This window comes from Fusibacter tunisiensis (assembly GCF_016908355.1).
In the GTDB taxonomy this organism is placed as follows: domain Bacteria; phylum Bacillota; class Clostridia; order Peptostreptococcales; family Acidaminobacteraceae; genus Fusibacter_D; species Fusibacter_D tunisiensis.
On sequence record NZ_JAFBDT010000002.1, the window covers coordinates 174,000 to 198,982 of the forward strand.

30 protein-coding genes are annotated in these 24,983 nt (G+C 38.2%); all 30 read right to left on the bottom strand.

Annotation, left to right across the window (positions count from 1 at the left end; translation table 11 throughout):
* Positions 1–8: 8 nt before the first annotated feature.
* The 30 genes from JOC49_RS02325 to JOC49_RS02470 all read right to left on the bottom strand — a co-directional run bounded on the left by JOC49_RS02325 (position 9) and on the right by JOC49_RS02470 (position 24,975).
* On the bottom strand, positions 9–704 hold the full coding sequence (locus JOC49_RS02325) for a diguanylate cyclase domain-containing protein (protein WP_204661797.1): 696 nt from the start codon (positions 702–704) through the stop codon (positions 9–11).
* Positions 705–706: 2 nt separating this feature from the next.
* On the bottom strand, positions 707–1,123 hold the full coding sequence (locus tag JOC49_RS02330; RefSeq protein ID WP_204661799.1) for a YwiB family protein: 417 nt from the start codon (positions 1,121–1,123) through the stop codon (positions 707–709).
* Entirely contained in the window at positions 1,108–1,779 is a 672-nt protein-coding gene (locus JOC49_RS02335; protein ID WP_204661801.1) for a GntR family transcriptional regulator, read from the bottom strand. Before JOC49_RS02335 ends, JOC49_RS02330 begins: the two co-directional genes overlap by 16 nt.
* 12 nt (positions 1,780–1,791) lie before the next feature.
* The gene (ispE, locus tag JOC49_RS02340; protein ID WP_204661803.1) at positions 1,792–2,652 is read right to left on the bottom strand and encodes a 4-(cytidine 5'-diphospho)-2-C-methyl-D-erythritol kinase; all 861 of its coding nucleotides are present in this window, start codon (positions 2,650–2,652) and stop codon (positions 1,792–1,794) included.
* 140 nt (positions 2,653–2,792) lie between these two features.
* On the bottom strand, positions 2,793–3,353 hold the full coding sequence (locus tag JOC49_RS02345) for a GNAT family N-acetyltransferase (RefSeq protein WP_341534645.1): 561 nt from the start codon (positions 3,351–3,353) through the stop codon (positions 2,793–2,795).
* Between the two features lie 5 nt (positions 3,354–3,358).
* Positions 3,359–4,690, bottom strand: coding sequence for a replicative DNA helicase (gene dnaB, locus JOC49_RS02350; RefSeq protein WP_204661807.1), 1,332 nt, complete (start codon positions 4,688–4,690; stop codon positions 3,359–3,361).
* Positions 4,691–4,715: 25 nt separating this feature from the next.
* Positions 4,716–6,995 (bottom strand): transglutaminase-like domain-containing protein, encoded by a 2,280-nt coding sequence (locus tag JOC49_RS02355; protein ID WP_204661826.1) that lies wholly within the window; start codon positions 6,993–6,995, stop codon positions 4,716–4,718.
* On the bottom strand, positions 6,985–8,130 hold the full coding sequence (locus JOC49_RS02360; protein WP_204661828.1) for a DUF58 domain-containing protein: 1,146 nt from the start codon (positions 8,128–8,130) through the stop codon (positions 6,985–6,987). The genes JOC49_RS02355 and JOC49_RS02360 overlap by 11 nt, the downstream gene beginning before the upstream one ends.
* A gap of 14 nt (positions 8,131–8,144) precedes the next feature.
* Complete coding sequence (locus JOC49_RS02365) at positions 8,145–9,062, bottom strand: AAA family ATPase (RefSeq protein WP_204661830.1); 918 nt, start codon at positions 9,060–9,062, stop codon at positions 8,145–8,147.
* 94 nt (positions 9,063–9,156) lie between these two features.
* A complete protein-coding gene (gene rplI / locus JOC49_RS02370; protein WP_204661832.1) occupies positions 9,157–9,603 on the bottom strand; it encodes a 50S ribosomal protein L9 in 447 nt (148 codons plus the stop codon).
* Entirely contained in the window at positions 9,600–11,591 is a 1,992-nt protein-coding gene (locus tag JOC49_RS02375; protein WP_204661834.1) for a DHH family phosphoesterase, read from the bottom strand. Before JOC49_RS02375 ends, rplI begins: the two co-directional genes overlap by 4 nt.
* Positions 11,592–11,594: 3 nt before the next feature.
* Positions 11,595–12,554: a DUF2232 domain-containing protein gene (locus tag JOC49_RS02380; RefSeq protein ID WP_204661836.1), complete on the bottom strand. Its 960-nt coding sequence runs from the start codon at positions 12,552–12,554 to the stop codon at positions 11,595–11,597.
* 129 nt (positions 12,555–12,683) lie between these two features.
* Complete coding sequence (rpsR, locus tag JOC49_RS02385; RefSeq protein WP_204661838.1) at positions 12,684–12,905, bottom strand: 30S ribosomal protein S18; 222 nt, start codon at positions 12,903–12,905, stop codon at positions 12,684–12,686.
* 18 nt (positions 12,906–12,923) lie between these two features.
* The gene (locus JOC49_RS02390) at positions 12,924–13,364 is read right to left on the bottom strand and encodes a single-stranded DNA-binding protein (RefSeq protein ID WP_204661840.1); all 441 of its coding nucleotides are present in this window, start codon (positions 13,362–13,364) and stop codon (positions 12,924–12,926) included.
* A gap of 20 nt (positions 13,365–13,384) precedes the next feature.
* A complete protein-coding gene (rpsF, locus tag JOC49_RS02395; RefSeq protein WP_204661842.1) occupies positions 13,385–13,672 on the bottom strand; it encodes a 30S ribosomal protein S6 in 288 nt (95 codons plus the stop codon).
* Positions 13,673–13,796: 124 nt separating this feature from the next.
* Positions 13,797–14,000, bottom strand: a complete 204-nt coding sequence (locus tag JOC49_RS02400) for a DUF951 family protein (protein ID WP_204661844.1) — start codon at positions 13,998–14,000, stop codon at positions 13,797–13,799.
* A gap of 4 nt (positions 14,001–14,004) precedes the next feature.
* On the bottom strand, positions 14,005–14,274 hold the full coding sequence (locus tag JOC49_RS02405; RefSeq protein WP_204661846.1) for a DUF3343 domain-containing protein: 270 nt from the start codon (positions 14,272–14,274) through the stop codon (positions 14,005–14,007).
* Positions 14,275–14,286: 12 nt separating this feature from the next.
* Positions 14,287–14,883: a sulfurtransferase-like selenium metabolism protein YedF gene (gene yedF, locus JOC49_RS02410; RefSeq protein WP_204661848.1), complete on the bottom strand. Its 597-nt coding sequence runs from the start codon at positions 14,881–14,883 to the stop codon at positions 14,287–14,289.
* 14 nt (positions 14,884–14,897) lie between these two features.
* Positions 14,898–15,629 carry a CvpA family protein gene (locus tag JOC49_RS02415; protein ID WP_204661850.1) on the bottom strand — a complete coding sequence of 244 codons (732 nt, stop codon included), beginning with the start codon at positions 15,627–15,629 and terminating at the stop codon, positions 14,898–14,900.
* A 5-nt stretch (positions 15,630–15,634) separates the two neighbouring features.
* Positions 15,635–16,744 carry a DUF5711 family protein gene (locus JOC49_RS02420; RefSeq protein ID WP_204661852.1) on the bottom strand — a complete coding sequence of 370 codons (1,110 nt, stop codon included), beginning with the start codon at positions 16,742–16,744 and terminating at the stop codon, positions 15,635–15,637.
* A complete protein-coding gene (locus JOC49_RS02425; protein WP_204661854.1) occupies positions 16,745–17,902 on the bottom strand; it encodes a THUMP domain-containing class I SAM-dependent RNA methyltransferase in 1,158 nt (385 codons plus the stop codon). It abuts the gene before it with no gap.
* Positions 17,903–17,983: 81 nt separating this feature from the next.
* A complete protein-coding gene (locus tag JOC49_RS02430) occupies positions 17,984–19,498 on the bottom strand; it encodes an ATP-binding response regulator (protein WP_204661856.1) in 1,515 nt (504 codons plus the stop codon).
* 34 nt (positions 19,499–19,532) lie between these two features.
* Complete coding sequence (locus tag JOC49_RS02435) at positions 19,533–20,132, bottom strand: SAF domain-containing protein (protein WP_204661858.1); 600 nt, start codon at positions 20,130–20,132, stop codon at positions 19,533–19,535.
* 9 nt (positions 20,133–20,141) lie between these two features.
* On the bottom strand, positions 20,142–20,606 hold the full coding sequence (locus tag JOC49_RS02440; RefSeq protein WP_204661860.1) for a hypothetical protein: 465 nt from the start codon (positions 20,604–20,606) through the stop codon (positions 20,142–20,144).
* Entirely contained in the window at positions 20,563–20,955 is a 393-nt protein-coding gene (locus JOC49_RS02445; RefSeq protein WP_204661862.1) for a hypothetical protein, read from the bottom strand. Before JOC49_RS02445 ends, JOC49_RS02440 begins: the two co-directional genes overlap by 44 nt.
* The gene (locus JOC49_RS02450) at positions 20,956–21,165 is read right to left on the bottom strand and encodes a hypothetical protein (protein ID WP_204661865.1); all 210 of its coding nucleotides are present in this window, start codon (positions 21,163–21,165) and stop codon (positions 20,956–20,958) included. It abuts the gene before it with no gap.
* Between the two features lie 10 nt (positions 21,166–21,175).
* Positions 21,176–21,769 (bottom strand): hypothetical protein, encoded by a 594-nt coding sequence (locus JOC49_RS02455; RefSeq protein WP_204661868.1) that lies wholly within the window; start codon positions 21,767–21,769, stop codon positions 21,176–21,178.
* 11 nt (positions 21,770–21,780) lie between these two features.
* Entirely contained in the window at positions 21,781–22,632 is an 852-nt protein-coding gene (locus JOC49_RS02460) for a type II secretion system F family protein (protein WP_204661871.1), read from the bottom strand.
* Positions 22,622–23,812, bottom strand: coding sequence for an ATPase, T2SS/T4P/T4SS family (locus JOC49_RS02465; RefSeq protein WP_204661874.1), 1,191 nt, complete (start codon positions 23,810–23,812; stop codon positions 22,622–22,624). Before JOC49_RS02465 ends, JOC49_RS02460 begins: the two co-directional genes overlap by 11 nt.
* Complete coding sequence (locus JOC49_RS02470) at positions 23,803–24,975, bottom strand: P-loop NTPase family protein (RefSeq protein ID WP_204661878.1); 1,173 nt, start codon at positions 24,973–24,975, stop codon at positions 23,803–23,805. The genes JOC49_RS02465 and JOC49_RS02470 overlap by 10 nt, the downstream gene beginning before the upstream one ends.
* Between the last annotated feature and the right edge of the window lie 8 nt (positions 24,976–24,983).

Below are 24,983 nucleotides of genomic sequence, written 5' to 3' on the forward strand. Positions count from 1 at the left end.
TTCGGCGGTTATAAAATAGCCCATTTACCATAATCCTTAGCCAAGGTTAATTTTTCATAAGCCAATTTAAGCAATTTGTCTTCGGTCATCCATCGGTCAATTTCAATAACTGCAAATCTACAACTGATGCCCTCTTTAACATCAAACTGAATGGCATCGATTTTATCTCTCAATTTTTTTGCAAATTCAAAGGTCTGGTTTCCATCATAATCCGGAAAAACCACTGCAAAAGTATCGCCTTTAATTCGGGCCAATTTAAATTGGTCATCAAGCATGCTCTTCGTGCATAAAATCAATTCAATAATAATCTGGTCTCCGACATCAAACCCATAATTTTTGTTATACCGTCCCAGATCATTTATATCAAAACAGAGCAAAGCAGCTTTACCACCCGAATGCAAAATGCGTTCAATTTCAAGGGACAAAACACTTTTGAGTTTTTCTTCTGTATTGATGAGAATCAATTCGTTGTTTATTAAGTCTTCTTTATGAACAAGAGCCTTCAGTTCTTTTTCTCTTTTGTCATGTTCATGGGTCATTAATTGATAGCAAGTGGCAATTATAAAAAAAGTATAGAGCGAAATAATAATGTAAAGGGTATACAGATTTTCCCTCTGAATCAGGTGGTACAGATATGTGGGTAGCAAACTTGTGAAAATTGCTGCCAGAATCAATTTAATCAGTATCCCTTTTTTTTGCTTCATTTTTATAGCTCCTCAATCTCAATGAATACATGTGAACACGTGCCATCACTTGTTAGACACAACTGATAGTCCATTAAAATTTCTAAACGGCCGTTGTCATCCCAATGAACAGATTTCCCACTTGTTTGCATTTCAAAAATACCATAGGGGGTCCGGTAAAAGTTTTCATGTGTCGCGTCCAGTTGAATAACAAGATCGCTGTTAACGTCACCATACCGTTTAATTCTAACCAGACCACTCTCATAGGACAAGAGTGTTTTTGTACCCTCGAGCCCACTGCCTTCGGTTTCCTCATACATCAAGTACCTTTTGTCACCTATGGCTTTATAAGTGGCGTCAGAAAAAATCACCATTTCCGCTGTGGCACCTTGGGCATCTGTAATTTTAGAAGTTACTTTTATTTTCAATCGTGCATCCATTGATTCACCAGCTCCCGAATGTTTTCAATGTGGTTTTCAGCTTCAACTTTCGCCGTTTTAGCATCTCCATTCATAATGGCTTCAAAAATTCTGCCATGTGACTGTTGAATTTCTTTGTAATTGGTAAATTCATTAAAATATATGAGTCTAAACCTTTGGAACTGATCATGTAAATCATATATGATATCAATCAGTCTTTGATTTTTTGTCCCCTTAAAGATTAGGGAATGGAACTCGTTATCACTTTCTATCATTGCTTTTTTATCGTTGCTAATGAGTGAAATGTTAAAGTCTTCAACAACTTTTCCCATGGCTTCTTTTTCTGAATCTTTCATACGTACAGCGGATAATGAAGCGGCAAAACCCTCTAGCTCTTTTCGGATTTCTAAAACTTCCATGATATCGTTTTTAGTTAGATCTGCCACGTAAGCCCCTTTTCGAGGCACCATTATTACAAAACTCTCTTTTTCCAATTTTCGAATGGCCTCTCGCACAGGTGTCCGACTCACACCAAGTTGATCCGCAATGGTCACTTCCATTAACCGTTCACCAGGTTTTAATTCACCACTTAAAATGGCATTTCTTAAATACTCAAACACCACTTCCCCAAGTGGCTTGTAATTTCTAATTTCCAGTTTGTCAAAATTAATGCTCATAACCCCTCCAAATTAACCGTTATAGGTTGAAACCACAAAACTGTGTGGATAGTGTTTTTTTATTTTCTTATGCGCACTTTTTGCGCGATCGTAAGACTTATAAAATCCAAAAACAGTTGGGCCAGACCCGCTCATCATTACACCTTCTGCACTATGTCCTACTAAAAAAGCCTTAATATCTGCCACTTGCGGGAACAAGTCAAGGGTAACATCCTCAAGAACATTTCTGAAATTCAAAAGAATATCGTGCCTGTTCTGTTGATTAAGTGCTTTTAACATAGCCTCTGTGTTTGGGTGGTTTTCAATGGTATCCCACTTTAAAGCTTTATAGACTTCTTTTGTGGAAACACCAAATCCCGGCTTTATCAAAATCATCCAGGCATGTTCAAAGCCTCTAATCGGCGTAAGCCGTTCCCCTAAACCCTCAGCAAGTGCACATTTTTCCAGTATACAAAAAGGAACATCTGCGCCAATTTCAAGTCCAAGCGCCATGAGATCTGAAAGCTCTAGATTCAGCTGACAGAGTACGTTAATGGCTTTTATGACAGCTGCCGCATCCGTGCTACCACCTGCAAGACCTGCTGCAACTGGTATGTTTTTTTCAATGGCTATTTGAAAACCAGCCTCTAAATTGTATCTTTTTTTCATAAGAAGCGCTGCTTTATACGCAATATTGCGTTGATCTGTGGGAATAAAATCATCTGTACAGGACAACTCAATATCAGGACGATCTAACTGTGTCACCGTTACAACATCGTATAAATCAATTTGCTGCATAACCATCTCTACATCATGGTAACCATTATCTCGTTTGCCCACAACGTCTAAAGTCAGGTTAATTTTAGCACGCGCTTTTAGCGTAAGACTCTTCATGTCGCCCCCGTTTCCACTGTTATTTCATGAATACAAAATACATAATAAATACATCCTTATTATATTCTATTTCATTGGATTTATCCAGTCATTATGTCAAAATAAAAACCCGTCTCTTTGTCGTATGGAAGAGTCGGGTTTTAGTCTATAAATTTCTGACGGTCAATTTTCATGTGAAAAAATCGGGTATATAAAATGCCATCAATTAGGTCAAATTGATCTGAAAATTGCGTCATGATGATGTCCTTATACCCTTGTTCTTCATACGGGGCATAGACTTCTCCTACTTTTATAAACCCCACTTTTTCATAAGATTTTTGAGCTCTCAAATTGAAATGAGCAACTTTTAGCGACATTTGGTGAATGGGATAGGTTTTGAAAACATACCTCAAATAGGATTCCAAAAGAAGGGTGCCATACCCTTTGCCGGTTTTTGATGGGTCAATGGCGATGCCAAGTTCTGCAATGCCTTTTAGCCACCTAATATGCTTTAAAGTTACAAATCCAATAATGACATTCCCTTCAAACAAACCATACACTTTTCTAAAGAGGAGTCGTTGCTTCATATAATACCAAGCATCGTATTCACGCGTGTGGTCAAAGTCCATATTATACTGAAAATAACGGGGATCTGTGTGCTTTCCCCATTTTGAAAAGCCGTAAACATCTAAGCGGTTGATTTTTCTAAAAACAGGTGTCACCAAGATCACCTCATTTGCGATGTATTTGCAAATTTTGTGTATTTTCCAAGCCAAGCAAGATAAATTTTGCCGGTCTCACCGTTTCTTTGCTTGGCAATTATAACCTCTCCAATGCCTTTTAAGGATTCATCTACCGTATCTGGATTATAATACTCGTCCCTGTAAAGGAACATAACAATATCCGCATCCTGCTCAATTGCGCCCGATTCTCTAAGGTCAGACAAAATGGGTCTGTGGTCAGCCCTAAGTTCAGAAGCCCGCGAAAGCTGGGAAAGGGCAATTACAGGACAATTTAGTTCTCTTGCAATTTCTTTTAAAGACCTTGAAATGGTGGATATTTCTTGTTGTCTGTTCTCTACTTTTCCGCCACCTGACATCAATTGAAGGTAGTCAATCATAATGACATCAAGTCCTTGATTCATTTTGAGCCGTCTACATTTACTTCTGATTTCAGCAACGGTTATACCCGGTGTATCGTCTATAAATATTTTTGCTTCTGCCAGTTGCGAACTGCTCCTAGCCAATTTTATCCAATCGTCATCACTGATATTTCCCGTTCGAATATCCCCAATTGAAACCAAAGATTGTGCTGCTAAAAGTCTTTGTGCCAACTGGTCTGCCGCCATCTCAAGACTGAAGATGGCAACACTTTTATTTTCTTTTACAGCTGCATGTTGGCAGAGGTTAAGGGCAAAGGCTGTCTTTCCCATGGAGGGTCTTGCTGCCACTAGAACAAGATCAGACCGCTGGAGACCATTTGTTTTTTCATCCAGAGCATCAAAACCTGTTGGAATACCTGTTAAGGCAGATGGGTCGTCATGCAAGAGCACGATTCTATCATATGTGGTTTGAAGCACATCAGAAATCGCCTGAAATCCTTTTTTATTCCGATTTTGAGAGATTTCAAAAATGCCAGACTCTGCTTCTTCAATCAGATGTTCAGCATCAACGGACTCATACCCCTTTTCAGCAATCTCACTTGATGTTTTTATCAATCTTCTTAAGATGAATTTTTCGTGGATGATTTTCGCATGATTGGAGACATTTGCAATCAGTGTGCCAACATCTGAAAGTTCTGTTAGATATTCAAAACCTCCGACAGCGTCGAGCAACTGATTTTTTACCAAATCATCTGAGACAGTGATTAAATCCACTGTTTTCCCTTCTGAAAACAGCCGTTTTATAGTTCTAAATATTTCTCTATGGGCTTCATTGTAAAATTCTTCATCATAATGTATGATATCCATCACATCACCAATTAGGTCTCCATCCAAAAGAAGTGACCCTAAAACGTTCTGTTCAGCATTGATATCATGTGGCATGGTCTTCAGCATCATTATTACTTTCCCTTTCTCGTACAATTTATCTTATTATATCATGATTTTCATGTGGAATCTTATAGAGAATCAAGAACCAATACTTAAATATGCCTTTACGTTTTTTAAACATAAAAAGTTGCGTTTTTAGATGAGGCTTCACGGAATCAAGTGTCTCATCAAGCATTTCAGGCTTAACCCGGTCTTTTCGATCATAAAGGACTTTGAGCCAATTTTCAATAACTTCTGGAAAAACGTCTGAAAGTCTAAACAAGTGTTCAGGTGCTCTACCGACAGAATTGTCTCGATTTAACCGAATCAAATAAAGGAGGGTGTGGAGTCGTCGCGCTGCAAGTGTATGTTTACTGCCACCTTTGTAGAAGGTATAAGGCACTTTTATAAGATATACTGAAGCAGCCAGCATCAGAGCGGCCAAAACCGCTAAACTAATTTTTACGGGCAAAGGCATGCTTGCTGTTTCACCAGGTCCTGCATAAACCGTTTCTATATCCGGTCTCCCCCCATCCCTTTCAATTAAAAATTGGCTCTCATCAACTGCTTCTGTACTGCCTGGTAAATCATTTTCAGGATCCCCTTCAGTGTAACTAGGCTCAAGCAGGTCAGATAGCCCAGGAGAATAATCTGTCTCAAGCGGCCCACTGTAAGGGGGTGTACTTTCAAAAATAACCCAGCCATACCCGTCTAAATAAAGTTCCGTCCAAGCATGGGCATCTGCTTCAGTGACTTTTGCCCGACCACTTCCCTTAACAAAAGCTTCTGTATCCACTCTAAAACCTTCTACATACCTGGCAGGAATCCTGTTGATCCGGGCCATTACAGTTAGAGCAGATGCAAAATAGGTGCAGTAGCCTTCCTGGGTCTCAAATAAAAAAGCACTGACAAAATCTTCGTTCGTCCTAAACGTTGGGACTGCCAGTTCATAGGTGTAATTGTCAATTAAAAAACGTGTCATTGCCACCGCTTTTTCATAGTCCGTTTTCCCAAGCCGCCCTAAACTTTCAGCCAGTTCAAAGGTTCTTGAATCTATACCTTCAGGCAATTGCAAGTAGTCAGCATCCTCTGGAAATCCAAAATCCATTCCAGTAGCCGCGAAAGTATACGACTTTAAGTTCCGTGCCAATAATCCAGCTTTAAAGAAGCCTTCATTTTCTGTAGATGTAAAAATTTTCTCTGGATCAAGCGACGTTTCATAGGTGCCCATTGGCGCAATCAAGGTTGTTGTTTTTAGCAAATCCATTTCCAAAGTTCCATTTAATGTCTTGTGGTCACCTGTTTCCAACAGTTTTATGTTTTCAGGAGTGGCCCTGTAGTTTGCAAATCGATTTTTAAAGACCTGTTTCGGATTTTGCCAATTTTTCCCTGTATAGATGGATTTAACATTGGTCTTTAGATATAGGGTCAGCGGCGCATTGTCAGCCATTGTCACCCAGAAAAGTGGATCTTCTCTATTCATTGGACCAACTGGTCCCCCAAGCGCATTGGGGTCATTTTGATAGGGTGTATTCCAAAGGGCGTAAATCCGCATGTTGTCTGTGTTATAATCTGTTCTAGCCCCCCAAACATTTGGAATCACAGCATCAAAACCACTTCGAATTGCATTATGAGGTGTCATTATATACAGTGCATTGGTGAAAAAAATCAAAAGAACACTCAGACTTAATCCATAAACATAAACTTTCCAAGTGGGATGGTGGGTCCCATCATAGGTTGAATGGGATTTGACAAAATACTCATGTACTTCCATAATCAACATCGCAAATAGACCTGAAAAATAGGTCAGGTAAATGCCCCATGAAAAGGACACATAGCGATACCACATCACAATAAAGAAGAATAGTGGTCCAATCCATAGAATTTTTAAGGGTTTAAACCGAACCGTTACCATAAACGCTAAGGTAATGCCAGCAGAAACCGCTCCTGCAAAAATAAGTTCATAAGGTGTGTTTCCAGGCAAGTCTGTTCGATTCATAAGCCATTCTATATACCGAAGAAGATGCCCATAATCCAGTTGTGCCCTAAAGTCTATCAGCCAATTAAAAGGGTAGGCCACCTCCCGCCAGTCGGCGTAAAAAGATGCCCCTGCATCTGCAAGGTATGTTAACACAACAATTCCAGCAAGTCCTGCAAATAAATACAAGGCGTGTTTTCTATACCGTATCAAAACAAGGAGTCCGAGATAAGTACAGATAGAAACACTTAACAAGTTCAGTCCCGTTAAACCAAAGGGAATAAAATCTACAGCAACCCAAAAAAGAGCCTGTACAATAAGCAATCCCGGGAGCCACTTATAAACATTACGACTCATAAGCAGTCACCCCCAATATTTGATCTATATACTGAGCCTTAATGTAGCGCATGGGTGCTGTATTCCCAGAAAACGTAAACACCATAGTTGTGGCGCCAGGCCGATCGATTTGGGCTCTTAGTTGAGGGGTTACAAAAGGGGTAAGCATCACTAGATTTTCATCTTCAGATGTAGGCAACTTAAACTGAGACGTGAACACGTCAAAAGGCACCTCACTTACGGACTGAAATTGCGTCAAACTTTCGAGTACTTTTGAAAAATCATTTTTAGAAGCTGTTTCCACTTGTGTTTGTTCCCCATCATTTAATACCATTCGAATTTGCATGCCTTCATCCAGTATTGCTTTTACCAGTGACGCGGCAAATGAAACCAAGAGCTCTTCTTGATCATAAGAATAGCCATTCTCAAAGTGTCCCACGCTTCCATCCACTAATAAGACAAGTTTACTGCTCACCGTTTGTTCAAATTCTTTGGTCAACAGGGTGTCTTTTTTAGCACTGAGTTTCCAGTGAATGTTCTTCATTTGGTCGCCTTGAGTATAGGGCCGAATGTTCACAAGGTTTGTTCTGTCTTCAAGTGTCTTGCGATTGGATTTCAAAGTGCCGTACAAATCTTTTGGATGAAAGGCGGTCCCATTAATCGAAACCACTCTAGGGTGTACGACAACATCAATTTCTTTGTCAAAAAAAACAGATCTTTGCTCCAGTAAAAGTGGATCAAACACAGATACAGAAACTTGACCTACCTTATAATACCCCCTGCGTTTGCATAAAATGTGTTTGGTAAAGTTGACTTGCGCTTGACTTCCAAAAAAGGCCATTTCTTTTAATTTTCCAGTAACGTTCATTTTATTGTCCAATTTAAACTCAATTAAACTATGAGCAATGGGAATCATACTGGTATTGGAAACCTTATATTCCACTTCCAGACGATCACCAGTTTCTATATTTTTCTCGCTGGTATAATACAGAACAAAAATATTCTTTTGATGGTGTTTCACCATTAAATAGGCGCCCACTCGAACTGTAATGAGTACAAGTGCAAAATAATAGATGGTTTTTGCACCCGACAAAATGGCAATTACACTAACCCCTGACAGTAAAATATGAAATGCTAGTTTGTATAATTTCGTCATAGGTCCACTCGCTTTCACCGGGTTACCTTTGGAACTTCCACTGAATTTAATATGGATTCCAAGATTTCCCTAACATAAGTGCCCCTGTATTGAGCTTCCCCTTTTAAAATGATCCGATGGCCCACAACGGTTTCAAACAAGGTAGAGATATCACTTGGTATCACATACGCTCTTTGATTTAGAAGTGCCTTGGCTTTTGCGCCCTTGTAAAGGTGTACAGAAGCTCTAGGGCTTCCACCAAGCCTGATGTCCACATGCTCGCGAGTCGCTTTCATAAGAGAAACAATATAGGCTTTTAAGGCGGGGTCTACGAAAACATCATTCATTTTTGATTTCAACTCTAAAAAATCCGCCAATGTTACAACGGGACTTATTTCCATTGGCTTGTCTTTTTGGGATAGAATTTCTAACTCTTCAGACTCTGTTGGATATCCAAGATTGACCCGCATCATAAACCGGTCAAGTTGAGCCTCCGGAAGTGGAAATGTGCCTTGAAGCTCAATGGGATTTTCAGTTGCAATCACTAAAAAGGGCGGGGTCAAGCCATAAGTGGTGCCATCAATGGTCACTTGTAGTTCTTCCATTGCCTCCAACAAACTGGATTGCGTCTTAGGAGACGTTCTGTTGATTTCGTCTGCAAGTAGAATGTTGGTAAAAAGTGGCCCTTTTTGAAAAACAAATTTCTGCGCATTTTTATCATATATAGACACACCGATTAAGTCCGATGGCATTAAATCTGGTGTAAATTGGATTCTTGTAAAAGTACAGTTTAAGGCTTTTGCAAAAGATTTCGCAAGCGTTGTTTTGCCTAACCCTGGGAGGTCTTCTATTAAAACATGTCCTTCAGAAAGTAGTGCAATCATAATGGATTCAATTGCATGTGTTTTGCCCACAACTGTTTTCTTAATTTCTGTTTTTATTGAATTTAACATACCCTATCTCCTCGTCTGATTATTCTGACTCTTTTTCTTTGAATAAAAGAAGATTAAAACTAGAATCCTCTAGAATATAATCTTCTTTGTTCTTTTATGCTTCATGAACTTGTACACTAATGGTCGCACTCACTTTAGGATAAACTTTTATTTGTACTTTTGTCGTTCCTAAAGACCGGATGGGTTGATCTAAACCGATTTTCTTTTTATCAATATCCAAATTGTGCTCTTTCTTTAATGCTTCAGCAATGTCTTTACTTGTTATAGAGCCAAAAAGTCGGCCCCCTTCTCCTGCCTTTGTCTTAAACTGAACAGAAATCTGATTCAACCGTTCAGCAAGTGCTTTCGCTTCGTCCAAAGCTTCTTGCTGACGTTTTTTTTGGGTTGCATTATGATGTTCCATTTCTTTTACATTGCCATCTGTTGCTTCTTTTGCAAGACCTCTTGGAATTAAGAAATTTCGGGCATGTCCATCACTGGCATTAAGAATATCCCCTTTTTTTCCTGTTCCTTTTACGTCTTTTAATAGTATGACCTTCATTTTACGACTCCTTCCTCAAAATATTCATCAATGGCGTGAATCAACTGTTCTTTAACAGTCATCACATCCGTTTCTTCAAATTGTGCACCCGCTACTTCAAGATGCCCGCCGCCACCAAGAGATTCTAAAATCACTTGAACATTGACTTCACCTAGAGAACGGCCCGATATAATAACCATGCCATCTGTCTTTTGTGCAATTACAAAAGATGCATTAATGCCTCTTATGTTCAGCAAATCATCCGCTGCTTGGGCTGCAATAAGTTGAATGCTTTCGCTGGATATATCAGAAGTAGATATGGCAATACTCTCTCTATATCGAATTGCGGTTCCTACAATTGTGGCCTTGTCGATAAAGGTTTCCAAATCATCCTGAAACAGTTGGCGTACACGAATTGTATCCGCTCCTTGACGTCTTAAATAGGCAGCTGCATCAAATGTTCGGACACCCGTTTTAAGACTGAAATTTTTAGTATCCACTGTAATCCCTGCAAGCAAAGCATCTGCCTCTTCTTTTTCAATTTTAGGCTTGTTTTCCATGTATTGAATCAACTCAGCGATTAACTCAGAGGTGCTGGATGCATATGGCTCCAGATATTTAAGAACTGCTTTTTCAATAAACTCTGTACTCCGTCTATGGTGGTCAATTACAACAACATTGTCTGATTGTTCCACAAGTTCTGGACACTCTGTAAGAGACGGTTTATGGGTATCAACCACAACAACCAAGGTGTCGTCATCTAAAAGTTCAAGGGCTTTATCAGAATCAATAAAACGATAGAGTGAGTTATCTTTAAAATTCTCATGCACATTTAGTATCGCATCTGTCACTGTGTTAAGTACAATATAAGCTTCTTTTCCGCGATTAATGACACTACGGTAAACACCTACAGCGGCTCCAAAGGAATCCATATCTGGCATTCGGTGGCCCATAACAATAACGCGGGCACTTTCATCTACTAACGTCCTAAAACCATGCGCAATAACACGGGCTTTGACCCGATTTCTTTTTTCAACGGCTTTAGTTTTGCCCCCATAGAATTCAAAAGCATTCTTTTTTCTAAGAACCGCTTGATCGCCACCACGTCCAAGCGCCAGTTCTAATGAGGCATACGCATCTTCTTCAAGTTGTGCAGGGGTGGTGCCATTAATACCAATTCCAATACTTAAAGTCACTGGAATTTTATTGCCCGCATCAATTTCGCGCACTTCATCTACAATGGAAAACCGTTTCGCTTCCAAGTGTTCCAAGTACTTATGCTCAAAAATAACAAGGTATTTGTCATTTTGATATTTCTTGATCATACCATTCATGCGGGTTGCCCATAAATTAATTTTCTTTTCAATTTCAGAGGTCACAAATGGAATTTTGTCTTCTTTCGTTTCGTTCATAACATCTTCATAATTGTCCACATTAATCATGGCAACCACTGGCTTTTCATCTTCATACTTGGTCTTTAGGGTGGAATAGTCCGTTGTATCAAACCAATACAGCATAATTAAAAGCTCTGAATCTGAAGCCTCGTCAAGCGCAACCATGTTCGGATAGATGTCGTAGATTCGATCGCCGACTTTAATCCCCGATTGTCTTTCTTGATTCTGCAATTGATCCAGCTGAATGCCACCCACAACAGCGCCAAGGCTTTTACCCATAATGCTTTTTTCTTCCAATAAGTCTGTAAACTTGGAGTTATACCAGTTGATTTTACCTTCAATGTCAACAACTACAAGTGGCACAGGTAAGTTAAATACTGCATATCGCGCTGCATTGTCAATGTGCATGGAATATTTTTCAATGTATTTGCGCCATTTTTTTGAGCGAGACCGATTGGAATACCAATTAAAGAATACAAGCCCCATAAGTAGGACCACACCAGCAAAACCAAGCAAAGCGTCATAATAAGCCACAACACCTACCAAAATTCCCATGATGATTAAATAGATGTTCAATGGTTCCTTAAACGGGTTTCCCATTTTGTTGTTTCCCATAAGTTACTCCTTTGATACGCCGATTTTTCTAAAGTTAAACAGCACGTCCATAAATCCAAACAAAGCGACATATTGAAAGCCACCCATCAAGAAAAAAGCAGCCAACAGTATGCGCGAAGGAATTTTCCCGAAAAATTTAAGCAAGTAAAAATATAAAACTGCAAAGCCTTGAAATCCAAAGATCATCAAAAAAAGATACATAAAATTGGAAACCAAAAGTTCTGCGTCAATCCATCCCATATTCCCAATAAAATACGCCAGAGCCACCATACCTGCACTACCGTATGCCAGGTGTCTTGGATAAGAAAACTCAGAAAAACGCCCCATTGGGTGGTAATTAATCTTAATGCGTTTAAAAATCTGCTGTGCCATAGCCAAATTCACAAGTGCGTAAAACATGGAAAAAATAATTAAAATAGAGGGTAGGATTAAGCCCATTAGATACAACATATCTTCCAAAATCTGCTGTGATTCTTCAAAGGTCTCTTCAGCACCATCCATTCCAAAACCCGTTAAGGTCTCACGCATTGTGTCTTGAAAATCCATGGACATAGTAAAACTGTGCTCAATTTCTTCCATCAACGAAATGCCAGTTGTCCATTCCAGCAGAAAAAACAAAAGAAAAAAAGCAATTACAGCACCAATTCCACCTGCGAAAACAGCATGTAAAGGTTTTTGCCCCCGTTTGACCATAAGTCCAATGGGAAGGCCGACAGCAAGGGCAATAAGGGCCATACCAACACCATATACAAGGGTCACCAAAGCACTTGAAATCAGACCAGCGACAAGTGCTGAAACAACAACATAAGAAACTTTATTCCGCGTTGTAAGCACAAGTGTAGAAAGTGGCAAAAACAAGGTCATAAGACCACCTAATATTGGAATGTAAAAAGCACCCACTATGAAAATAACGAGTATTGCCGAAAATAATCCTGCTTCAGTAATTTTATTTGTACGATTCAATGGGATATGCCTCCGTTTATTTTTCTAGTCTTATTAACGATTATACACTATTTAGCGACTCTTTTAAGCAGATGTTACAAAAAAAATAAAAACGCCTCAGGTAATAAAATTGACCCGGGCGTTCTTTAATTAATCGTTTACAAATGGTAAAAGTGCTACGATTCTAGCGCGTTTAACGGCACTTGTAACCATTCTTTGATGCTTGGCGCAGTTTCCAGTTACTCTTCTTGGAAGAATTTTGCCTCTTTCAGTAAGATATTTCTGCAATTTTTTTGTATCTTTGTAATCGATTGAATCGATTTTATCTTGACAAAAAGAACAACCTTTTCTTTTTCTACGTCTTTTGATCATTGATTTTCCCTCCTTCTATTAGAATGGAACGTCATCATCGTCTTCAATGGATTGGAAATCGTCAAAATTCCCACTCCCAAAGCTGAAATCATCATTTTTCGGTGATGACTGCGATTTGTCTCCCCATTCGAGGAATTCAACTCGGTTGGCTAGGACATCTGTTGTATATCTCGTCTCTCCGGTATTTGTTTTATAACTTCCGGATTGAATCGATCCTTGGATCGCAACCAGTTTGCCTTTTGCCAAATATTGAGAACAATTTTCTGCCTGTTTTCCCCAAACAACGATTCTCACAAAATCTGCAGTGGGTTTGCCTTGGCTTTCAAATTCTTGTTTTTTTTCACGCGTTAGGCCTTTGTCAATTGCCATAGTGAAATTGGCAACAGCCATCCCGCTTCCGGGTACGAATCTTAATTCCGGGTCTCTTACCAAACGTCCTATTAAAACTACACTATTCATGTTGAGCCCCCGCTTTCAATCTACTTTTCTTCTAAATTTACGACGATGTAACGCATTACGTCGTCAGAAATTCTGAAATTTCTTTCGAGTTCTTTTGGAAGTGATGGGTTCGCTTTGAAGTTTACAAGTACATAGTAACCTTCTCGAATCTTTTCGATTTCATAAGCGAGTCTTCTGTTTCCCCACTCTTCCACTTTTTCAACTTCGCCGTCAGCAGCAATAATGCCTTTGAATTTTTCAATGACTTCATTGCGCTTTTCTTCTTCAAGCGATGGTCTCAAAATAAAAAGCGTTTCATATTTTCTCATCTTTTACACCTCCCTATGGTCATAATGGCCCTCTAATTTTGTGAGAGCAGAGAAGTTATGGCAATTTGCCACACTTACAACATATGGATTATATCACTAGTCCCTGTATCTGACAAGGATTTTTTTATTTTGGTACTTGAACACCATCTCTGGTTATGGTGCGAATCCGTTTCTCTAGCTTTACTCTAGGGATCCATATTTCTTTATGACATTTTTGACATTTGATTCTAAAATCCACGCCAACGCGCGTAATCTCAAAAGCATTTGAGCCACAAGGATGTTCTTTTTTTGTCGTGATTACATCTCCAATTTCTAATTTCAATGGCACGACCTCACCCCCAATTCACTTCTACTGCTTTGCTTCCATTTCCATCACGGGTGTATAAAAACACCCTGAGCCGGCTTAAATTTTCTGACGCCAATTCCTTTTGAATCATCTGAAAATCATCCACTTCAAACTTTAAACTCAGTCCACAACTTGCGGTTACTTCTCTAGGTGTTGGAATCATTTCTATTGCAAAATGTGGCAACAAGAGGTGTTCAAAATGAATGGCCTGATGTGTAGATTCAAAAGCTAAAAACATAAAAATTGTATCTCTCAATGCTTGCCTCCGTTAAAACGTGATGGTATTGTTCGCTTCGCTAATTTTCTCCACGATTGTATACATATTCGAGATTTCACCCACCATAACCATCTCTTTTAGATGATAATAATCCAGACATGTCCCGCAACTTATAATTTCAGTTCCTAAATCCGAAAGTTTCTTTAAAGACTCAATCGCTGCAGTGTTAACTGTACTGAGTTTTACACCCGAGTTCAATAATATCACTGATTTTGGATAGGGTTCATATTCTGTAAGTGCGTAAAGATAGCCTTTCATTAAAATGCGCCCCAACTCCTCTGAACCTTGGCCCATGAACTCACTCCCAATTACAACAACTGAATTGGCTAAGTCAGGTCTTTTTTGGACCATATCTTCCAACCCTTGTGCATAAGACCCTTTAAATATACTGATTTCATAGGCGCCATTTGTTTCAGAAACACTGAAATGCAAATTTCTACTTTTCGCAAATTTTGAAACGTTATCGCGCGCAACTTCATTGTCTACAACTGTAATGATATTGCCCTCTCCAATTCCGTCTAAAGCTTTCTTTGTTTCTATTACAGGTTTGGGACACGCAAGACCTCTCGCATCTATTTTAATTTCCATCGCTAGCACCTCCATCATAATTTCAGACTGCCTTGTATAATAATTGTATTGAACACATACTGCAAAATATTGTACTTATAAAAATATATGGCAAACTTAGAGTCTTCCACTGCAACAATGGCTTCTCTTGACCAAGAAAATGTTGGAATGTAAGTTAAAATAGCCATTATAAAATAAACCGTAATTAACCCGATAATGCCACCCATAATTAGGCCTGCCCCTTGGTTGAGTTCTTTTAATATTGGGAGTTTTGCTATAAAGTTACCCAAAACTTGTACAATTCCAAAAGCCATTAAGAGGAGTACAACAAGGACTAAAAAGCCCAATCCATTTACAATCATTTGCGTCAAATGAACGGTTACCTCTTCCACAAATCCAATGGAGGTTGCCACCATATTTTCATTTAGGCCATTGGAAATAACGGTTTCCAATTGTTCGGGCAAATTAAGGGTTTCTAGCGCTTCAGTAATTTGATTCTGAGTAAGAGACGCCTCTGTAAGTTTATCATAGCCCAGTAAGTCCGTTAAAAAATTCCGTACATGGCCTCCGACGGCTTCTGTTGGATCCCAAAGTGTATTCTTGATAAATGTCGTAAATTGTAGGTGAAATAGCCTTGCAAGGATAATTGCGGCAATCCACTTGATAAAATCAATAGCAGCCACTATAAACCCTTTTTTCCAGCCATAATACATACTAAATACTAAAATAAATGCTGCTAGAACATCTGCCCAATTAAAACCATTCATAACCATCACTTCCTTACATAAACTTCTAGTTCATTTAAATATTCTATTGCAAACCCTTTATCAGAAACTGAATGTACCTTTTCAATTGTTTCTTTTCCAGAGTAAACGTCTAAGACTTCACCGGCAGAATTTACAAGCACTACCTCGGTATCGTTATAGAGTATCATGTTTTCGCCTATTGGGGTCATCCCTTTTATAGCCATTAGCTCAGGTTTAAAAAGTCCTAAAGTGTCGCCGTTAAAATCATAAACAATCACTTCACTTTTAGCTTTAGGAACCGTTAAATCCGAATTTGAATCCACCAAGTTAACCCATAAGGTTTCGGCATGTTTATGAAAACAAAACTGTTGAACGGTGCGATCAAAATACACCGTATTGATTTCTGCTCCCTTATAGTCAAAAATATGGAAAGCAGAATCCGAAATTAAACCGACACCATTCTCAATTAAATACATCTCAAATCCAATTTCATCATTTAAATTACTTCCACTGGTAATGGTGCCATCAATAGAGGCCAAAAATAACTTGCTGTTAATTGGTGTTCGACTTAAATCCAAAACTGAGGCCACTATATCTTGACGGTCTACATTAACATCATAATCCAACAAAAATCCTTTGGGAAGCTTGAGATTGCTGATCAATTTAAGTTTGTTATCCAAAAGAACAATTTCACCATCTGTTTTTAAAGCACTTACATAGAGGTCATCATATAAGGTTATCGAATCAATCTTTCCAAGGCCTAAAACTGAAGCTAATATATCGCCTTCTGAATCAATCAGAAAAATGTCTCCAGCTTTTTTTTCAGCTATCGCAGTTACTTGCTTCCCACCTGAGACCGCAAAGTTCCTCGATGCTAATTTTTTGGTCCACAGTGCTCTTCCATCAGCGTTTACATACGTCATCTCAGTTGGGTCTACAATAACATATGCATCTTCTAAAGTAATAATCTCACCTCGATACACAAAATCGTCATTTTGATTAAAAATATAAGTTTGTGCAATGGCAAAATCTTCACCCATCCACTTTAGTGCAAATCCCACAAGATGGTCAAATTGAAAGACTAACAAAAGGCACCCAATCAATACAATACTTGAAAAAATACGGCCTTTCTTCATCTATCTAGCCTCTTCTGAAGTCACATTTTTTCGCGGTGGTCGCGCCCCAAAATACATATAAAAATGTGTTTTAATGCGTCCGTTATAGAGTTTCCTGTTTTTCGTTGCCTTTTGACCATAAAATGTCTCAAACGCTTCAAAAGCTGTAAGAATATATTTAGACCAAGTTGGGTATTTATCAAAAACTTGTCCCATTGTAAAAACTAATTTTTCTACTTCTTTTATATCATTTAACCGTTCCCCATAAGGTGGGTTGCATAGAATTGTACCGTATTGTTTTTTTGTACTAAAGTCTCGAATATCTCTAACTTGAAAATGAATGATATCATCCACACCCGCTAATTCAGCATTTTCACGCGCAATTTCAACAGCTTTAGGATCAATATCATAACCTTCCAGTTGAATGTCTAGTGTTTGCTCAATGGCTTCATAAGCTTCTTTCCGACTTGCCTTCCATAATTCACTTGGAATCCAACGCCATTTTTCACAATCGAACTGGCGGTTCAAACCTGGCGCTATATTTTTTGCTTTCATTGCCGCTTCAATTACCAAAGTCCCAGACCCACAAAATGGATCAATAAAGGGGCGGTCTGGTGTCCATTTGCTCACTGCTATAAGACCAGCGGCAAGGGTTTCTTTAAGAGGCGCTTCATTGGCTTTTTCACGATAACCACGTCTATGAAGACCTGTTCCCGATGTGTCAATCGCAACGGTTACTTCATCTTTTAAAATGGAAACCCGAATCCGGTAAGTTTCACCGGTCTCTTCAAACCACTCTGTTTTATGGAGTTTAACAAGCCGCTTAACAATTGCTTTCTTGCTAATACTCTGTATATCCGAAAGACTAAACAGGGTAGATTTTACAGAATTCGCATCCACAGGAAAAGCTGCATCTTTTGGTATATAGGCTTCCCAAGGTAACGCTGTTACGCCTTGAAATAATTGCTCAAAAGTTTTTGCTTTAAACTGACCCACACACAAAAAAATTCGCTCCGCTGTTCGAATCCATAAATTCGCCTTGACGAGGCCAGCTGCGTCACTATCAAAAAGCACACGACCATTTTCAGTGATGACATTTTCAAATCCCAAGTCTTTAATTTCCTGTGCTACAATAGCTTCAAGTCCAAATACTGCTGTAGCAATTAACCTAAGTTTCATAAATACTCCAATCCTTTTTTTTCTAAACTGATTATATCACAAAAGGGCGCCTCAGCGCCCTTTTTAATCAAACATTAATGTTTACAAAAATTTAGATACCAACATGCGTATTTTGTCTTCTGTCAATGGTTTTGAAATGTAATCGTCAAAACCATAGTCCTGCATGAAGATCCGTTCATTATCAATGAGCTTATGACTCATGGCAATAATTGGAACGGGTTCTTTACGTCTTCTCTCAATTTCATCGTAGACTTCAAATCCATCACACGCTTCAATGGCAACATGAACCAAAACCATATCTGGATTTACATCAAAATAGAGTTCCAGTGCTTCTTGTCCAGTTTCAGCGAAATAAACCTCATAATCGGAAAACACTTCAAATGGAACTTCTGGTTTATCATGATCGGCAATGAGGATACGTTTTTTTTCATGCCTGTCATATTGAGGGTCTAACCATCCCTTGGGGAAAAGTTTGTCCAATTTAACCATAACGTCAATATACACTTCTTCATCCAAGCCTTCAAAAACCTCTAAAGTTCCATTTTGCATGGCAATTATCTTAGTTGCAAGTTGCAAACCTAAAGCGGCAGAATAAGTTTCAAAATCAGTGAACGTATTAAACGCTTCTGTTTCTATAAGGATTTCATTTATACTTCGGCTTGGTGCCTTTTCGCCTCGCATTGCTATTTTCAAAAAAAGTCGACTCTGGGTTTGAGAAACTTCTGTGACTGAAATCTCAAGCGTTCCTGATTTACAAACAAACAACATCGCTTCAAATAGAAAATCAAGCATCAGTCTAAAATTAAGCGCGTCACCTTTAACAACTTCTGGAATCGTTGGTGCACATACCAAGTGAATGTCACCACTTTTCCCAGCCAATCGTGCTTGAGCTGTGGCATCTGATATTATATTAAGAAGCTTAAATTCTTCTTTACGAAACAAGGTTCTTCCCGCTTCAAATTTACCAAGCACCATAAACTTATTTAAAGTCTCCATCACTTGCTCTGAACTGTTTTTCAACGCTTCAAAATATGAGCCTTTTAAAGCATCTGTTTGCGTTAAAAAATAGCCATTAAGTGCTCTAAGTGGCGTTTTCAATGCTTTTGAAAACATCTGAAAAGTACTTAGGAGCGTTTCGTTTCGAGTCAATAACGCCTCATTTTCAGACCTATACTGTTCAATAATTTTCTGATCCGATGATTTTTCAATGTATTCATTTGGTGAATCCATATGAAACTCCAAAATACCTGAATCCCCAGATGGAATTTGAAAAATATTCTTTCCAGAAGGGTGCATAAAACTCATGCCTATTTTTGAATTTTGTACTTGAAGCATTTGGCAGCCTTCACAAACATCGGGCAAACCAAAAAACATCTGATAGCATTTTAGTTCACCACGCTTAACAACAGAATGTCCATTATGCCAAAATACAGAATAATCCGTCCCAATCCAACACGTTTGAACACTCACTGTGTTTAGGACATGCTGTACATTACGCGTGTATCCACTAATATCCATTTTTAAATGATCCACCATTTGAGTTAACTGCTCAATTTCGTGAATCAATGATTCTTTTGATAGTTTATTATAATCCATAATGCCCACCCAAAATCTATTTGGAATTATTATATCATTTTATAGACGCGCTGACATCCTGTTTTACAAGTTCAAGTCTTCCCAACTTCCTATGCTTTACAATATTGGAAATAACAAAAGAATCACCTTCCAATAAGACATATTCTGACATACCGCCAGCTTCCATATAACTGTCATACACCGCCTTAATTTTTACTTGTCCTAAATCTGTATAACTTCCGCCAACATCTGTAAAAGTCACACAGACAGATTCACCAATTTCAAACGCCCAACAAAGTGCGAGTTCAGGCTCTAACTTCAAAGCAGTCATACTGTTTCCTTCACCAGGTTTATTAAAGGCTTGTTCTTCCAAATGCTGTCGTGTAACAAGTGTCTTTTCTTGCATATTGAAGCGGACCGTTTGACCTATGGCAATTTCTTGGTCATCAATATACCCGTTGTAATACAAAGCCTCATCAAGTTCAACATACTTCAAATCTGAAGGCCTAATTTTATCACCTGCTGTTATAGCCTTTGCTATCGCAACAACCCTAACCTTTGATGATGTTTGGCTTTCCTTAACCCAAGAAACTTCAGCCGCTGTAAGTAATAGACCCAACACAATTAAAATTCCTGCAACAATAAATTTTCTCATGCCTTCTCCCTAATCATCAATGGGGACCTGAACCGAAAATGAAACATTCATTTCCTTAGCTTCAAATTGTAAAATTCCCCCATATAAAAATGTGTATGCCACTTCAATAACGCCACCTTCTCTTTCAACATGCCAGTTAACCACTAAGTTGTCTGGTTTAACAGGAACTGAAACTTCCTTTAACCGTTCAATCAAAAGTGTTCTATAAGCACTTTTAAGATCTACATCAAACTCAAACCGCCTTTCACCAAGTGCTTCCGTTGAAAGATCTGTCAACAAGTCAACTGCTGCTATTTCAGATGCCAGAGTAACTTCTTGTTTGACTGTTTCGATCACAGTACCTGCCATTATTCCTAGAATTAAAGGGTATAGAACAAGCAAGGCCATTGAAAATAAGATCATGACCATCCCTATAGAGGCCATTCCATCGTTATTCAAATACTTTAATGCGTCTGGCAATTTGAGTGGCTTCAAATTGAATTTCCAAAACCCGTTGTTCTCTTTCAAAAAGACTCTTAAAGCCATCAATATGGATTTCTCCTTTCACTGAAAAAGGAATCACCGTCATCCGTTTTGATGTCCCCTTTTCCGCAATTGACAATTCAATATTTTTTATACCAAGTTGTGTTAATGCCTCTTTTAAACGTTTTTGATCATTTAATGACAGGCCATTTTCAGATTCTGCCATAAACACATATGGCCGACAACATGCCTTAAATTCATGCTGCAAGATTAAGGGCGAAAGCAAATCCAGAAACATCATAAAGAGGACAACGATTATCACAATCACTACGCCAGTGACAACGGCTTGATCTACTGCCATCTAATTACTTGGAAATAAATTGGAGGCAATTCCTGTGTCCCACCAATTCTGCAAATCTTTCACAATTGTATCTGCAAACCCTCTAATCCCAGGAAGCAATACAAAGGCAGCTACGATAAGGCCAATGGCAATCCCAATAACTGCATTCATTCCAAAATCCCCTCTTTCTTCTCTTACTCTTAAGAACCACTTTCTACAAATTTTCCGCATAATACGCTCCTTATATAAATATTTTATTTGTTGAAAACACCATCTGGTGAATTAATGGAATCAAAAGCATTCCCACCACCACAAGTGTAAATACCACAACTGCATAAAAATAACTTTGTTTCACACGCTCAGTTTGTAATCTAATTTCTGACAAGTATTTTTGAAACATCATGTGGTCTAATTTTTGAAATGTCATTGATGACAAACCTGATTCTGTCATACTGATGAGAATGTCTACAAAAATATGACCTTCTTCGAAGTCTAATTTTTCCTTTAAATAATCGAGGCCCACATCAACGTCATGTCTTTGAGACAGAAGTATAGAAAAAGTTTGAAACTCTTTTTTGAGCCCCTTATCATGTATAACCTTGTGGAGATTTTTATAAATGTCTTCAATATGTGCACCGCCAACAGATTGAACTGCAATGAATTTATAAATTCTATAAAAGTTCTTAGACAAACTTTTTTTATTAAACTTTTTGATATAAAATCGACGTGGCTTCACTTCTGAAGGTCTAATAACAATTCGTTGTTGAAATTGGCATACTTCTATAAAATAGATGCTTAAGGCAACAGCTATGCAATTTAAAATCATCTGAATCACAGGGTTCTCCTTTAAAGCTTTATTCTAGATGCTGAAAGTATAATTCCAAGTCCAGCCAAGAGTCCAATCATAAGAATCACGGATACTTGTTTGCCAAGCATGGTACTTGTGTAAAACATTTTAATATAGTCATTCGCACTGCCTATCTTTAAAACCGTTAAAAGAACCAAAAGAAAGCTAAAGAGTGTCATATTTCGATCATGTTTGAGTTCGATTTTTCGCTTATTAAAGGCAACTTGAATGTCTGCATGCTCACACTCTAGAGCATGCATCAAAGCTTGCATGTCACCATTCTTTTGGTGGATCTGTTCCATGTTTAAATAAATATAACGCAAATAAGCATGTGTGGTGCTTTCATTTAAGATCTGAAATGCCCTTTCTGGTTGCATGCCTGAACGCACACTTCTGTTAAACCGTCTAAGACCCTCTTTAATGTATAAATTATCCAATTTCATTTCCACATCAAGAAGGACGTCTGTCAGTGACGCTCGATGTGCTAGGCAGGCATTCATATGGGATAAAAATGAAAATAAACTTTTATCAATGGTATGCTCTATAAACTCAATTCGAAACTCTAAAGCTAAAATCGGAACACTGAATAACAAGAAGCTTATCCCCACTTTAAGCACCCAAAATATCGGCATCCAGAGCGTTATTAAACAGACACTCACACAATAAATCACACCAATGGCAATCCAATCCATTTCTGTTAAATAAACCGGTAAATGGGCTTGATGTCGATATCGTTTTACAATTTGCTGCCAAATGCTTAAAGGTTTTTGAAAACTTTTGACCGCATAAACTGACGTGTTATAAGCTGGCACTGAGAAGCTTACCGCATAAGCAATTTTTTTAAAGAGCAATAATCCCCCCAAAAGGTTCAATCCCACTATAATCCCAATCACCTACATTAACTCCTTTCTGGTAGAGTATTCTATGATTAGATGCATCAAATATTTCGTTAACTTGAAAGTTTTTCATATAAATAACAACATTCATACTGCCCAAAACCATTTCTCTTATAGTTTTCTCATCCATACGTGTTTCATTTTCAACAAGCATAAGCAACCTGTTTAAAGCATCTTGACATGATTTTGAATGAATGGTGCCCATAATTCGGTGGTCTGTATAACCAGCCTTTACAAATGACCACGCCTCTGCACCTGTTATTTCTCCAATGCAATACGTATCCAGTGACATGGTTAACCCTTCTTTTAGTAATGTTTCAAGTGCTTGATCTGTAATGCTATTTTTGTTTTTTTGAACCCGTTGAACAATTACATTTTTCTTCTGTGGATAAATTTCTGTATCTGATTCACAAATCAACAAACGCTCCATTTTATCCCCAAAATCTATAAGCGTTCTTAACAAAGTCGTTTTGCCTGAAGCCCCTTTTCCACAAATTAATATATTTTTTTTCTGAATATCAACTGTTTCAAGAACTGTTTTGCTCTGATTGTCAAGCATACCAAGCTGAATCAACTCTTGATAGGTGTAGGCATCTGCTTTGTGCTTTCGAATGGTCAATGAAGCACCCGTCGTATTTCTCGGCGGCATACTTACATTAATTCGAAGCTTGTTAACCCGATCACTCACCCGGCAATGTGCTTCCATTAAGTTAATCACCCCACCATGCCGAATAACAAGTACTCTACAAAAACGTTCAAAAACAACTTCACTTTCAAATGATAAGTTTAATTCTTGAAGCACGCCTTTTTTTCGAATCAAAATATAATCATACCTGGGGACATCAATATCGCTAATTTCCGGATCTTCAATATAGGGCTGTAATAAGCCATATCCATAAATTGTGTCAAAAATCTCTTTCTTTAAGGTTTCTGCATTGAATACCCCTTTACAGGCATCTACTTTTTTCTCAATTTCCCTGTGCAGTATGCCGGCATTCACTTTACCTTCTTCAACATCTGCAATCAAATCTTCATACGCCATTACAATTTCATCCAGTAATTGAGACATCAATGAACCTGTAGATTCGATCTTGTAATCGATGAGTGGTTCGTGGATTGATTGAATCATTCCCATTGCAATCCCCTTTCAACTAACACGCTTCCAAGGCGTTTCAATTTACGTTTTCTTGACCATTTGTGGCCACCTATATTGCCCAAATATTGATTTTTAAAAATACGATTCATGAGATCAGGACCAATTAAAGGATTTCTTTTCTGATCTTGGCATAAAACCATCTTAAATTTATCAGAAGGAATTTGTTGTTTGTTTTTAAGAACTTCCATAACGCTATGCGCATACCTTAAGTCTTCTTGCTCGTCTTTGCAGATCCACAAATTTACATGGCTTAAGTGTAAACTGGCCAGAGCCAATTCATCATAAGGTGTGGCGGCCACATAAATTAATATTATGGTATACCTTGTTTTCAAAACTTCCATTAAGTCTTTAAAACGGTCTATTTGGTAATGTTCATAATTGTAAAAATTGTAATTGCCCAGCAATAACTCTAAATGAGGTGTCACTTTTTTTGTAATCAAAGGCAACATTTCAACAAAGGAAATTCCTTTCCCAATAGCGTCTAAAGCTATATTTAAGCCTGAGTTATCAATTCCTACTAAGTGGCTCTTAATTGGCGTCTGAATATTTTTGATGTTAAAATGGACATCCATGCTTGGCTTTAATAAATTTCCATCAATGAGCAAAATCCTTCCATTTTTATCGCGGGCAAGTGATTTGGCCAATTCTGAACACACTTTTGACTCACCAATCACTGTAATGACACCATGTGGAAATTGATAGTTTTTTCTTTGCCTCATTTTGACTCTGGTCTTTGACCCTTTTTTATGAACCTGGCCACCTAGGACCTTCAGAAATGTTTTATCTGTATCAGTTAAATGAAGGGTTTGTTCTAAATTTTGGGCATATTGCCTTTTTTCTCGCGCCTCTTTAATAAGGTCTAATTCTTCAAGACTCTTGCAAATATGTATCATGCTGTCACATACTTGCACATTTTTACCCACTATGCCTACCCCTTTTAATGTAAGGATGCGGCTAAATCCAATCTCTTGTACACGCTGAATAAAAAGTTCTGAAGGCTGTGATAAGACTACTAAAACTTGGTCACTTTTAAGGTCTGGATGCTTCAAATTATGTTCAATCCGTTTCAAATTTGGTTTCTTTGATATGAGTTCTTTTGCTGCTTCATTTTGAGGATCTTTAAAATATAAAAAAGTTGACACACAAACCT